This is a genomic window from Pseudoalteromonas phenolica (assembly GCF_001444405.1).
Classification (GTDB): domain Bacteria; phylum Pseudomonadota; class Gammaproteobacteria; order Enterobacterales; family Alteromonadaceae; genus Pseudoalteromonas; species Pseudoalteromonas phenolica.
Genome location: NZ_CP013187.1, coordinates 3,801,042 through 3,813,010 on the forward strand (window position 1 = coordinate 3,801,042; position 11,969 = coordinate 3,813,010).

General features: G+C 37.9%; 15 protein-coding genes. 1 reads left to right on the forward strand and 14 read right to left on the reverse strand.

Annotation, left to right across the window (positions count from 1 at the left end):
- Nucleotide 1: 1 nt before the first annotated feature.
- Genes PP2015_RS17120 through PP2015_RS17130 form a run of 3 tightly spaced genes read right to left on the reverse strand, consistent with a single transcriptional unit; the run spans nucleotide 2 to nucleotide 1,438 of the window.
- Complete coding sequence (locus PP2015_RS17120; RefSeq protein ID WP_058031457.1) at nucleotides 2–367, reverse strand: acyl carrier protein; 366 nt, start codon at nucleotides 365–367, stop codon at nucleotides 2–4.
- Nucleotides 368–423: 56 nt separating this feature from the next.
- A complete protein-coding gene (locus tag PP2015_RS17125) occupies nucleotides 424–1,140 on the reverse strand; it encodes an SDR family NAD(P)-dependent oxidoreductase (RefSeq protein ID WP_058031458.1) in 717 nt (238 codons plus the stop codon).
- Between the two features lie 22 nt (nucleotides 1,141–1,162).
- Nucleotides 1,163–1,438, reverse strand: a complete 276-nt coding sequence (locus PP2015_RS17130; protein ID WP_058031459.1) for a hypothetical protein — start codon at nucleotides 1,436–1,438, stop codon at nucleotides 1,163–1,165.
- An 801-nt stretch (nucleotides 1,439–2,239) separates the two neighbouring features.
- Between PP2015_RS17130 and PP2015_RS17135 the strand changes: the two genes are divergently transcribed.
- On the forward strand, nucleotides 2,240–2,644 hold the full coding sequence (locus PP2015_RS17135; protein WP_058031460.1) for a DUF2306 domain-containing protein: 405 nt from the start codon (nucleotides 2,240–2,242) through the stop codon (nucleotides 2,642–2,644).
- A 221-nt stretch (nucleotides 2,645–2,865) separates the two neighbouring features.
- Here the strand turns inward: PP2015_RS17135 and PP2015_RS17140 are convergent, their stop codons facing one another.
- From PP2015_RS17140 to PP2015_RS17185, 11 genes are all read right to left on the reverse strand, one after another.
- Entirely contained in the window at nucleotides 2,866–3,441 is a 576-nt protein-coding gene (locus tag PP2015_RS17140; RefSeq protein WP_058031461.1) for a DinB family protein, read from the reverse strand.
- A gap of 73 nt (nucleotides 3,442–3,514) precedes the next feature.
- On the reverse strand, nucleotides 3,515–4,297 hold the full coding sequence (locus PP2015_RS17145; protein WP_211266319.1) for a class II aldolase/adducin family protein: 783 nt from the start codon (nucleotides 4,295–4,297) through the stop codon (nucleotides 3,515–3,517).
- Between the two features lie 39 nt (nucleotides 4,298–4,336).
- The gene (locus PP2015_RS21930; RefSeq protein WP_157599100.1) at nucleotides 4,337–4,492 is read right to left on the reverse strand and encodes a hypothetical protein; all 156 of its coding nucleotides are present in this window, start codon (nucleotides 4,490–4,492) and stop codon (nucleotides 4,337–4,339) included.
- A gap of 25 nt (nucleotides 4,493–4,517) precedes the next feature.
- Nucleotides 4,518–5,273 carry a 4'-phosphopantetheinyl transferase family protein gene (locus PP2015_RS17150; protein WP_058031462.1) on the reverse strand — a complete coding sequence of 252 codons (756 nt, stop codon included), beginning with the start codon at nucleotides 5,271–5,273 and terminating at the stop codon, nucleotides 4,518–4,520.
- Nucleotides 5,274–5,285: 12 nt separating this feature from the next.
- Entirely contained in the window at nucleotides 5,286–6,056 is a 771-nt protein-coding gene (locus PP2015_RS17155) for an outer membrane lipoprotein-sorting protein (RefSeq protein WP_058031463.1), read from the reverse strand.
- Nucleotides 6,049–7,263, reverse strand: coding sequence for an ABC transporter permease (locus PP2015_RS17160; RefSeq protein ID WP_058031464.1), 1,215 nt, complete (start codon nucleotides 7,261–7,263; stop codon nucleotides 6,049–6,051). Before PP2015_RS17160 ends, PP2015_RS17155 begins: the two co-directional genes overlap by 8 nt.
- Nucleotides 7,263–7,958: an ABC transporter ATP-binding protein gene (locus PP2015_RS17165; RefSeq protein WP_058031465.1), complete on the reverse strand. Its 696-nt coding sequence runs from the start codon at nucleotides 7,956–7,958 to the stop codon at nucleotides 7,263–7,265. The genes PP2015_RS17160 and PP2015_RS17165 overlap by 1 nt, the downstream gene beginning before the upstream one ends.
- 5 nt (nucleotides 7,959–7,963) lie before the next feature.
- Entirely contained in the window at nucleotides 7,964–8,554 is a 591-nt protein-coding gene (locus tag PP2015_RS17170; RefSeq protein WP_058031466.1) for a hypothetical protein, read from the reverse strand.
- A 237-nt stretch (nucleotides 8,555–8,791) separates the two neighbouring features.
- Complete coding sequence (locus PP2015_RS17175) at nucleotides 8,792–9,580, reverse strand: LytR/AlgR family response regulator transcription factor (protein ID WP_058031467.1); 789 nt, start codon at nucleotides 9,578–9,580, stop codon at nucleotides 8,792–8,794.
- A complete protein-coding gene (locus PP2015_RS17180) occupies nucleotides 9,564–10,613 on the reverse strand; it encodes a sensor histidine kinase (RefSeq protein WP_058031468.1) in 1,050 nt (349 codons plus the stop codon). The genes PP2015_RS17175 and PP2015_RS17180 overlap by 17 nt, the downstream gene beginning before the upstream one ends.
- A gap of 4 nt (nucleotides 10,614–10,617) precedes the next feature.
- A complete protein-coding gene (locus PP2015_RS17185) occupies nucleotides 10,618–11,802 on the reverse strand; it encodes a hypothetical protein (protein ID WP_227009216.1) in 1,185 nt (394 codons plus the stop codon).
- Nucleotides 11,803–11,969: the final 167 nt, after the last annotated feature.

Sequence of the window (11,969 nt, forward strand, 5' to 3'; positions counted from 1 at the left end):
TTTATAGTGTGCCAATTCGGTGCTGGATAAAGTCCACACTAAATAAGTTGTAAAGAGACTCAGGGCTTGGATTTTCTTCGCTTAAATCCGTAAAGCCATTGAATACTTTCTTTAATGCTTCGCGACCTGCATCTGTCCACTGACCATTTTCATAAAAATCAGGGTTATCCATCATGGTGTTGATTGGCCAAAGTTCATCTGGATCGAACTCTTTACCAGACTCACCTTTTAGCTCGAAAGCAAAGTCAACGTAATCTAGAGAAGACATTGAATAATCACCGAATAGAGAGCGGTTAAATTCAATTTCGCTTACGTCATCTAGATATAAGATATTTGCTGCAATTGTTGCGATTTCTGTTTGGTTCATTTTGTTTACCTTTATTTATTGTGTTAGTAGTTGTTGCTATTAATAATTAAAATTGCTTAAAGCACTGGTGCGCCATTGGTTAATGACAACGTAATACCAGTAGATTTAATATTGCCGGTGACAAATGCCATTGCAGCATTTGCAACGTCCTCCACCTCTAGGATCTCTCTCAAAGGAAGAGTGCGAATAACTTCTTTTTCTTTTCCGTTTGCAAACTGCGTAAACATAGGCGTGTTTACAAATGCAGGTGCTATGTTGATTGTTCGAACCTTGAATCGCGCTACCTCAAGACTCAGTGATGCAGTGAAGCGCTCAAGCGCAATTTTTGCGCTGCCATATGCACCGTTACCTGTTTTAGGGCTCTTTGCAGCAACAGAGCTGATGTTTATAATGTGACCTTTACGATTAGCCATCATCAACTCTGCTGCTTTTGCTGAAATAATCGAAGGTGACAAGAAATTTACGGTATGCACCTTTTCCAAATTCTCTGAAATTTCACCGAATGAAAGCGCGTCATTTGTAATACCAGCGACATTCACTAAAACATCTGGTGAAAAATCTGATTTGAGCATTTTTGTAAATGCTACAACTTCTTGTGTATTTGCTAGATTTAGCTTCGCAAATTGAATATTTTTTGGCTTATAGCTAGCAACTTCTTCTGCTTTATTTATATTGCTGTTATAGGTAAACATCACATCATAGCCACCATCGACTAATTTATTGACTATGGCTTTACCAATTTCTGATGTTCCGCCAATGATTAATGCCTTCATCACTTTTAACCTTTGTTTTTAGTTAGCTTTTTTGATTACTGTTAGAAGCACTTGAAGTGCCATCTATTGGATTTATTTTGCAGCGAGGGTAAGGGTTGCACTTCATTGGTTGCTGCTCTTCTTTTTCACCGTCAATTAGCCCATCTAGACTTAACCACTTCATGATTTCTAATTCGATTGGCGCTTTAACTTTGCTTACATGATTCACTTCACTATCTGCTAGAGAAGTAAATGATGCTGTAATTAGGCTAGCTGCAATTAAACCCTTTAAAGCTGATGTAAACTTTTTAGAAACCATGTTATGCACTCCTTTAATACTCAATATGTATGTTTTTTATTTTGTGTAGTGAGAGTGCTTAGTGCTCCCTCGCTGTTGATGAGTGCCATTTTGTCAATCTGACGAAAAAAGTCTTTTGGGAAAGATTCTATAAATCTTCTAAAAAAAATAAGCATTAAAATCAGTGATATGAGCTTTTAAGCTCAGAAATTTAAAAGCTTTTTTAATGGTAAAAATGCGTAGTACCGTTTTATTAGCTCGCTTGAAAAATCTGAGTCAATATTTCCTGGCAATAAACGGCCGATCAAATGTGATTTGGGTGTGTACTTTTACTTTTTAAGCTTGAAATCGAGCATTATTAAATTCAATTTCCTGAACTTACTTTAAATGCAAAAGTTATAGGGTAGATAAAAGAGCAAAATAACTACCAAAAGCAGAATTACGTATTTTGTTCGAGGGTCGGCAAAGAAAAGTATTGAATACAAGCTTTCTTTGACCAAATATGTTTTGTCTGCTTGAGGTGATGACGTGAACCAAGGGCTAAACAGAAATTTGATTTGCTATCTGCTGTTATTAAGAATATAGACAAGGAATGCTTTTATTATCGTTAATATCACCCCTTTCATTTTTTGTTAAGATGGCCTTAATTAAATATCTTAAAAACAGCAAATAAGAAGAAAGTGTTTGAATAGGCGTTTTTATATTTTGTATAAGAAATTACTTCAAATCATTTGCTTTCATAGCCAACTCCTTTCTTTACTTTTAAAGCACACTTCAAGTCGATACTATAAATAGATAAAAATAAACTCTAAGGAATAGTTAATGAATATTGGTATCTTATTGAATGCCTCTCACCCCATACCCCTTCACTCTTTTTTTGCCATAGCTGCAATCATTTTTGGTGCAATTCAATTCGCTAGCAAAAAAGGCACACTAACTCATAGAACATTTGGGTATTTATGGATAACATCTATGGTCGTCGTATGCTTATCTAGCTTCTTTATCAAAACCTTGCAATTTGACTTGTTGTTTGGCTTTAGTCCAATTCACTTTCTAAGTATTTGGACATTAATTTCTCTTTATTTGATGATTTATCATGCTAGAAAAAAGCAAATCCCTCAGCATAAAACATGGTCAAGAAACACCTATTTTCTATCTCTCGTCATTGCAGGTTTCTTTACTTTTTATCCTGGTAGAATCATGTATAAAGTCTTTGTGGGTACTTAGAGAGTATCTCTATGATTAATTGAATATTTTCACGTATTACGATGTTTAAACACACTAACTTTTGAAGAAGGCTGTCATCAAAGTAGTTTCTAACACCAAGCTAGACGTAAAAATAGAATTAATTCTTTGAAACATAAAGATAAGTTATAGGTGACATTCATATATTATGCTTATCACCTAATAAATAGCTTTGAGATAAGGTTGCTAAATATGATGGAGATTTACGGCATGTCGAAATAAGGTATTTTCGGAGAATGTCCTAATAATCTAGCATACTGGGCCAAAGCACCTCTATGATGAGCCGTATGATCTAACATAATTTCTATAATGTCTTCTGCACGAAAAAAGTCCGGCACTAACGAATTTTTACCGATCGGCTGCTGTAATTCGGCTTCCGATGGGATAGAAAAGACGTCACTTGCATATGCCATTGTCTTAGAGAAAATCTCCTTGATTTCTTTCATATCAACTTGTTCATCATAGTGCTTCTTGTCTGCATTTTGCGTCCACCTCATATCTGTCACAGCAGTACTAGATCCAGACCATGCTTCTCCTGGCCTGAATGAAGTGTGAGTAATCTTTGAGGTAGAGTCTATTGTTGATAAGTATGCACTTACAAACAACTCAATCGCTCCAACCGTATGCAAAACCTGATCTTTTACAGAAAGCATGTTTTGCTGCGGCCTAAAGCTAGAGTCTTCATCATTAAATGCGCTCAATGTACGAAGAAAATATTCATTATGCATATGAAATTTAACTCTAAAGACTGTGTTCTGAAAGGCTTTATGTTCTGGCATTTCAATCCTTAAAATATATAAGTAAATCAGAAAACTAGCTATAAAGTATGTCAATACAGCCAGTTTTATCTTTTTAATGGAATAAATCTGGCTGTTGTTTCGAGATAGATTCGTAGAGTGACATGAAGTTGAACCAACCCGTACGCTCTCGACCAATTAATTTCTGAGTCTCTTTTGCGACCGAATCCTCTATTAATTGTGGTTTGCCAGCAGTTTCAGCAAGTAGCTGGACCTGACATGCTCTTTCCAGAGAAATATACCACCAGCAAGCAGATTCAATACTTCTACCAACTGTCAACAAGCCATGATTTTGTAATATCATGGCTTTTTTTCGTTGTAAGGCTTCAACAATTAATTCACCTTCCGATTTATCTAATACAACGCCGCCAAACTGTTTGAAGTTCACACAATCATTGTAGAAAGCACATGAATCCTGAGTAATCGGCAGTAACTCTTTATTCAAGGTAGAAAATGCTTTTCCATATGTAGAATGAGCATGTGCTGCTGCAACAACATCTTTTCTATGCATATGGATATGCGAATGGATAGTAAAAGCAGCACCATTTAGCAATCCTTCTCCTTCTACCACATCACCTTTGTGATTTACCAAGAGTAAATCTGAAACTGTGATGTTTGAAAAGCTTTTACCTAATGGGTTAACCCAAAAGTGGTCTTGGTACTTTGGATCTCTGGCAGTAATGTGACCAGCTACACCTTCATCAAAACCATACTGACCAAATAATCTAAATGCGGCGGCAAGTTTATTTTTTCTATCTTGCCTGATCCCTTCAATGGATGTGCTTAATTGGGTCGGGTAGCCTTGGTTTTGAGCGTTCATTACAAGTTGATTCGTCATGACTCTTTTCCTTAAAAGCTCCTTAAATTTATGCTCATGTTACTTTTTCTTGCATAGCACAAAGCTACCACAACCCGTATCTGTCGGAGATGGTAAGTCAAGTGAACCACCAGCAACTTTTGCGGTTAATTTATCTATATTAAAGTCTTTTACATTCAGATTCTTAAGTACTTTTTTATTCAGTTTAGTTTTCATTATCTTTTTTCCTGTCGGTTTATTTTTATGCTGCCTGGGCTTCAGGCACATTTGGTAAATAGTGGAAACAGCGAAACTTAATCGCGGTATTTTTTACGTTTTTGTCATCTAATAAAGTAACAGCCAATCTGTGCTGCTTAGATATAGGCCAAAGCCAACTAAAGAAGTGACCCGATACCTTTGTTAGTTTCAAGCCATCAATACAGAAACTAGAAACAGGGTCGTTTTGCGAAAAAGAGACATTGCTAAGCTTTGTGGTTAGCCCTTTTCCCGTTGCCTTTATGAGTGACTCTTTCAATGTCCATCTATCATAAAAGTATTGCTCTTGTTTAAGCTCTGATAATGCCTCGAATTCATCATACTCACTTTCCGAGAACAGAGATTTAACCAATGCTTTTAAGTTGCGTTTAAAACGGATCCTTTCAATATCAATGCCGACTGGCTTGTCTTTACAAATGACACAAGCAAGAACATTGTCACTGTGTGATAAGTTAAACTCTAACTGATACCCCTCATTGGCAATCTCAGGCTTGCCATGCAAGCCTTGTCGGAATTCAATTTCACTTGGCAGTAAACCTGTATACTTGGCTAAAACAGCTCTTAGAAAAGCCCTTGATACAGTTTTAACTTTCCGCTCTGTTGCCCTTTTAAGCATACTAATTTGCTGCTTATCAGATGCAGTAAGCAACACTTCAAGCTCGCTCAGCGCATTATTTTGTTCAAACAAACTTAGCGAGGTCTGCCATACGTCTATTTGATTGTTTGTTAAATGTAGTTCCAAAATTACAACCTCTTATTGTGTTAAGAGCTTATCCAAGTCGCTGCGAATTAAAATTTGTGGATTAAATAACTTAGATGGCACTTTGATTGGCTTAATTTCATCATAAGCAATCACAGTTCTTTTACCTGGCTGCATCTGGTCTTGCAGAGACATAGCAACAACCTTTGACTTGCCATTTCTTTGTCCTCGATCAAAAGTGGCCGTTTTCGCATGCTTACCAGAGCGAAGGTATAATTCAGCTTTTAAAGGAAATAAATCGCTTTTATCAACCGTTAATTGAATCTTTTGATAACTGGCTTTGCTGGAATTAGCCGACAAGTTAAAGACAATTTCACTCTTATCAGATGAAAACGAACTCACCTGGTAATCCTTACTCCAACTCAAAGTCGCAATATCCCCCAAAGAAGCTTCGCCTAATAGCTTTTGCAAAGGGGTAATGCGAATTGGTCTGCGGCTTCTTGGCATAAACATCCAGAAATCACTTTCTTTCATCAATACTTTCTGGCCTTGCTCAGAGGCTGATTTAAACACAACCAGCGATTTCTTATTGGTAGATGAGTAGACGTCGTATTGTTTCTCATTCTTTAATGCGTCATTGTCATAAGCGCGAACGGTTGCTGAAATCTTGACGGAATCAGATTCACTACGAAAAGCATCAACGCTAATTAATGAAAGTTGGGGGTCAAATGCCTCACTATCCTCTTGATAAACGGTCTGTGCCATCGTTGATAAGGAGACCATAGAAATTACGCAGAAAGATATTTTGCTAATAAATTTAAACATGGCTTAATGCCTCCGTAATTGATTTAGAACTTCCTTTGTGTGCCGCTTTTAAAGCAGCTAACACACATACCAACACCATGGTGAATAAAACGATACCTGCGATTTCCCATGAGAACGTTATCGTCAAAGGATAACCTTTGTTACTGCCTGGAGGCGGTGGCATTTCTAGCCCTACATACACCAAACCCCAAGCAATAAATGCTGATGCGATGATGCCTAAACTTGCGCCTATGAACCCAATGATGCTGGATTCAAGTACAAAATTACGAATGATTTCCCACTGATAAGAACCCATCGCGGATACCGTGCCAATCTCTCTAGTTCTCTCTGTGACAGTCATTGCCATGGTGTTAGAAATTGAGAAAAAGACTAATAGCACCATGATCCCTCCAAGTAAGCCGAAGATTCGGTTATACAAGTCTTTTACTGATTGATAGTAAAATGCACGTTCCCACCAAGGTGTAAATTGCAAAGACTGATCACGTTTTTGATAGTCAGATACCTTTTGTTCGGTCTTATTAATGTCGAACAAATAAACAGATAGAGAACTGACTTTTTCGGTATAGAGTAGAGATTGAGCATCAGATAATTTGACGTATAGCTGGCGTTTATCTAAGTCAGGCACTCCTGTGGTGTAGATGCCGCGAACAGTGAAATCAAAAGCATTCAATGCCCCGTCTGTAGTTGTAGACATTAGTGTAATGTAATCACCCACTTGCACTTTCAAGTTACGAGCAAGCTCTTTCCCTAATACCACTTCAGCTTCATCTTCATTACCGAAGTTTGATAATGCTTTACCTTCTAACATAGTTAAGAAAGGCCCTTTCACCATAAACTCGTCAGGCTCAACACCTAAACCAATGAAGATAGAACTCTTTTCCCCATTAGATACCAAACCATTAAAATTTATTCTCGGAAGAACACTTTTAATATCTTCATCAGATGATAACTGCTCGATAAGCGTTTCTGTATCTTCTAAACCATACTGTAAAGGCATGTCTTCCTCTTCTTTAAGGAATTGTTGGTGTGTAATGATAAAGTTGCCTTCATCTCTCGCCGCCTTTTCTGCAAGTGATTGATATGTAAATAAAGCAAAACCACTTGTTGTCAAAATCGCCGCAACTGCAACAGCTGCCACTAATATCGTGAACAATGAGCGTCGCCCGTTGCGCCATACATTAAAGAATGCAAATGAAATCCAACGCATTATCCCGCCCTCCTTTGAGTTTCGTATGGGTTGAATGTTGATAAGTTGCCGTCAGCAAGATTTAAAACTCGATGACAACGCTCTGTCATTCGATGATCGTGCGTTGCAACGATAAATGTGCTACCAAGGTCATTGCCTAGATCACGCATCAAATCAATCACCATATTTGCAGTGGGAGTATCAAGATTTGCGGTGGGTTCATCCGCAATGACAATTTCAGGTCTTTTAACTAAGGCTCGAGCAATTGCCACACGCTGTTGTTGGCCGCCTGATAGCTGATCTGGACGCTTTGATATATGATCTTTCAAGCCTACTTTACTAATAATCTCAACAACCTTATTCATCCTTTCTCTTTTGCTCATATTCAACATAAGCAGTGGATATTCAATATTTTCATACACTGACATCACAGGAATTAAGTTGTATCTCTGAAAGATAAATCCCAACTTTTCACGACGGATTTGCGTCATTGATTTCTTATCTTTAGGCACTGCTTTGCCTGCAAGCCAAATGTCACCGGTATAGTCATCATCAAGTAACCCACATATATTAAGAAGTGTTGACTTTCCACTCCCTGATGGACCACATAGTGCAACTGTCTCACCTTTTTCTATGTCTGCAGAAACACCTTTAAGCGCATCTACAACAACCTCTCCAGTACGATAAGATTTAACAATGTTAGAGAATTTAAGCATGATCCCTATTCCTTTTCTGATTTTAAGAGTTGGGCAAATGTCTCTGATTTCTCTAACATTGATTTAGCTCTTGGCTGATCCTCTAATTTATCTGCAGCCATTGCCGCACAACGATAGGTCATTTTTTTAAGTTGATTATTTAACTTATCAAACTCACTGCGCTCTGCGATGACCTGTTTTAATAAGTGATCACCATGCTCCGCTCTGTTCATCATTTTTGGTACTTGCGAAAATGTACATCCAGCAGTGATATAAACTCTGGCTTGCTGCGGATAAGGGGCCTTCTTGACTTGCTTCACAGCTTTATTGAGCTTAGAAATACCCAACTCTGCAAATTTCATTTTTTGCCAAGGTTGATTGGTATACCTTGCCTGAGTCGTTTCTGCACTACCTAGCATAGCCAAGGTGATTGGCGAAGGCGTTTGTTCATTTAATTCTTTCAATGCATTGATTGCATGTTGATTTTGCGCTTGTGAGCCAGCAAGTCCCTCTTGATAAGCTTTAATAACGTGAGATGGTATTTCAGCTGCCATCGTTACTGTGCTAACTATCGAAGCGCCAAAAATAGCTTTTTTAAAAATAGAAAGTGGCTTCATCGTCATAATCCTTCGTTGTTCCTGTTGATGTAGCTATCTTATGAAACAATTCAGGCTTGGTGTTGCCCAAGTGATAATCGGCAACATAGAATGATAAAAGGTAAAAAATAACGATGAACGACAACTAGGTGCCAACAGAGTGAAGGGGTCGTGTAATGAAAGATAGGCACAAAAAAAGAGGCAGCTTTTACTGCCTCTTTCTATACACCTGTGCGAACCTAAATAAATATACTACTTTTACATCTGTTTAAATAAGTGATGGTACTTCCTGCTTACTGATAATTTTTCATCACTACCTTTTAAGTTCACATAAACATGCCCTAATTCATCTTTTGATATATGCGCAATGGTATCTACTCGTACAATACAGTTCCGATGAATACGCCAAAAAACGTCGGGATCTAACTGATTTTCTAAAACTGTAATCGCAGTTTTAATTAAATGCTTATTAAGACCTACGGTTACCTCTGTGTATTTATTATCTGCAATAAAATAGTCTACATCATCTACATCAACCATGTAGACATCATTGTTCTTACTCGCTCTAATCCACTTTAGGTACGTTTGTGATGAAGTATCACTACTCTCTTGCATTAATTGAGAAAGCATCACCTGTAACTGAGCATGCTGTTCGCTTTCGGAGTGTTCATTCGATAAAAGCTTTTGAATTCGCTGGACTGTTTTTATGAGCCTCGATTCTTCTAGTGGTTTTAATAAATAGTCAATAGCTTGGTTTTCAAAGGCAGTAACAGCATGTTCATTATAAGCTGTCACAAATACGATAACAGGGGCCTGTTCTGACTCAGATAAAATTCTAGACACTTCTAAGCCATCGATCCCTGGCATATTTATATCTAAAAACAATACTCTAGGGCTGAATGCTTCAGTTAGCTCTAGCGCTTCTTCTCCATTCGCAGCCTGACCTACAATATCAATTTCAGGCCAAATATCTTCTAACATCATTTTTAGATGTGCACGTAAAATTGGCTCATCATCTGCGATCACTACTTTAACTTTGTGAGACATTTAATGGCACCTCCATAGTCACAACCACTTTCCCCACTTGGCTGTTGTCGTATTTCAAGCTAGCCTGGCCCTCGTATAACTGTTGCAACCTCGTTTTCACATTATTCATACCTACTTGAGTTCCCTTACGGTTACTTCCATCAACGGGTACACTATTTGTAATGCTGATTACTAAGTTACTTTCTTCTTTTTCAACCGATAGTGTCAACTCTCCACCGGAAGTTAATTGCTCAATGCCATGCGTCACAGCATTTTCAATCAGTGGTTGCAATAGCATTGGAGGAAACAAAATATCATCGGTAATTTTATCGGTAACGTCATAGTTAATTACCAACCTATCACCTAAGCGAATTTTCTGTATAGCGAGATAAGCTTTGTTAAAACGAAGCTCATGACCTAATGTTAGCCATTCAGATCGGGTTCTATCTAAACTCTGTCGCAATAAAGCCGTTAATGCGATTAACATTTTATTCGCCTGCTTGGTATCAACCGCGATTAATGCCTGAATATTGGCTAACGTATTAAACAAAAAGTGAGGTTCAATTTGTGACTGCAGAAGTCTTAATTCAGTTTCGAGCAGGACTTTGTCTTTTTTAATCTGATCTAATTCAACTTGCGCCAATGATTGCTTTAAATCTTGCGCTTGAATACTTTGGTAATAAGTAAAGCTCACGACAACCATAATAAAACTTCCGATTAGCAACATACCAACATATTGCTGCCAATCATCTACATAGCCCCCTGTGCTTTTTACGACACCAAGCAGCAAAGGAGTAAGCCCCCAAACGACAAAAGAGAAGGTAACCGCTAACAGAAACTGTAAAGATAGGTTCATTTGAGGATAGTGCCGCTTTAACCATTTTCGGCATAAACGGATACTAAATCCTATCCCTAATGAAATTAATATCGAAATAATTGGGTATTTTGCCCATCCAATAAAATGAATAAGTAGACCAAGTGCAATACAAACCACTGCTAGCTTAAGATTACTCATCCAACTTTCTGATCCTGAGAAAGAGTTGATTAGAGACATGAATTTACAACTTTATTTCTACACTAAGGTACCCTGTTTTTTGATAACTTAGTTGCTCATATATTGATTTATTCCCACCAGCATAAGATCTATACCCTAAGCAAAGTCGGGTGCTCTCATATTTAGAGTAACATAGGCCTGTATCTATTAACATACTGTTATCACTGGGATTCATTAACCATGTTACCTCTGGTTGCCATGTTGGATTTGACGATCTTAAATGCACCATTAGATTGTCTCTGAATAAATTTTGGGTCGCAAAGTGAGCGCGATAGAGGCTTAACTGATGTTCTGAAGCGCCTTCATTGGCACCAGCAACCACTTCTCGCCATTGCTGATTACTAGGAGCTCGACCATCATGCCAATACTCAACAATCGCGGTAATACCAACCGAAAAACTATAATTCAGTCCAAGTAATGCCTGTATGCTCCCTTTTTGCCACACCGTTTCAACATTATTAAACCCATGATGCGCAGTTACAATTGGCGTTCGATGTCGTTGCTGCCAAATAAACGACCCATGTAGCTCTAGACTATTTCCTATGACCGTCTGTGCACTGCCTCCCACTCTAAACCCTAACTCATTATCATAGTGAGCAACCGCTTGGGCTTCATAGCCATCAAAGAATTGATAATAACGACCACCACAACCATGCCCTGACTTAACTTTTTCACCTCTTTCTAGATACTCAACACGTGTTTCATTACAGATAAAAGTGACATTTCCTGACTCTGTAAAATAGTCCCCTGTAACCATTAATGTACCTGGAGGGACCGCTGTATAAATGGCTAAAGAGTCTGTTGGTGAGAACATGTCTAAAGGCCTAAAACCATAACCAACATCCCAGTCTAGTTTCTTCTTTCCAGCAGATAAGTACCAGTTTTTTATGCTAAAGTCATAATATGCTTCAGATATTGTTAGCTTAGTTTCGCTACTGCCGCCCATTTTATTGATACTTGCTGTTGCAGCTAGGCGTAGCCCCTCACTTTCAGCACTCATGTCTAAAGCCGAGAAAAGTGATGAAGTATCTTGAGTTGCAAAAATAGGTTGAGACGTCGCTTTTAAACTCTGACCATGAAAACGAACTCGACTATCTAATTCTACATTTTCTAAAAATGTCTCAGCACTTACCTCTGCGGCTAGAATTAAGACAATTAAAAGAAAAGTTTTGTTATATACACCAAACACAATACCTATCCCAATCAAGTATTTTGAAACCAGTTTATAAGGATCTACTGGCTAGCGTAGCTCAAGTGATAATTGGGTATATTTAGAGATGAACGGGCGTAATTGTAGATGAAATGAAAGATAAACATGCCAGTTGATTGTCCAGCATGTTTATTCTCTTTGCCTGA

What these genes read in the sequence shown, in the direction of transcription:
- PP2015_RS17145 (WP_211266319.1), bottom strand. Translation starts at nt 4,297, where the DNA reads ATGACGAATCAACTTGTAATGAACGCTCAAAACCAAGGCTACCCGACC.
- PP2015_RS17165 (WP_058031465.1), bottom strand. Translation starts at nt 7,958, where the DNA reads ATGCTTAAATTCTCTAACATTGTTAAATCTTATCGTACTGGAGAGGTT.
- PP2015_RS21930 (WP_157599100.1), bottom strand. Translation starts at nt 4,492, where the DNA reads ATGAAAACTAAACTGAATAAAAAAGTACTTAAGAATCTGAATGTAAAA.
- PP2015_RS17120 (WP_058031457.1), bottom strand. Translation starts at nt 367, where the DNA reads ATGAACCAAACAGAAATCGCAACAATTGCAGCAAATATCTTATATCTA.
- PP2015_RS17125 (WP_058031458.1), bottom strand. Translation starts at nt 1,140, where the DNA reads ATGAAGGCATTAATCATTGGCGGAACATCAGAAATTGGTAAAGCCATA.
- PP2015_RS17175 (WP_058031467.1), bottom strand. Translation starts at nt 9,580, where the DNA reads ATGTCTCACAAAGTTAAAGTAGTGATCGCAGATGATGAGCCAATTTTA.
- PP2015_RS17180 (WP_058031468.1), bottom strand. Translation starts at nt 10,613, where the DNA reads ATGTCTCTAATCAACTCTTTCTCAGGATCAGAAAGTTGGATGAGTAAT.
- PP2015_RS17160 (WP_058031464.1), bottom strand. Translation starts at nt 7,263, where the DNA reads ATGCGTTGGATTTCATTTGCATTCTTTAATGTATGGCGCAACGGGCGA.
- PP2015_RS17130 (WP_058031459.1), bottom strand. Translation starts at nt 1,438, where the DNA reads ATGGTTTCTAAAAAGTTTACATCAGCTTTAAAGGGTTTAATTGCAGCT.
- PP2015_RS17140 (WP_058031461.1), bottom strand. Translation starts at nt 3,441, where the DNA reads ATGCCAGAACATAAAGCCTTTCAGAACACAGTCTTTAGAGTTAAATTT.
- PP2015_RS17155 (WP_058031463.1), bottom strand. Translation starts at nt 6,056, where the DNA reads ATGTTTAAATTTATTAGCAAAATATCTTTCTGCGTAATTTCTATGGTC.
- PP2015_RS17170 (WP_058031466.1), bottom strand. Translation starts at nt 8,554, where the DNA reads ATGAAGCCACTTTCTATTTTTAAAAAAGCTATTTTTGGCGCTTCGATA.
- PP2015_RS17135 (WP_058031460.1), top strand. Translation starts at nt 2,240, where the DNA reads ATGAATATTGGTATCTTATTGAATGCCTCTCACCCCATACCCCTTCAC.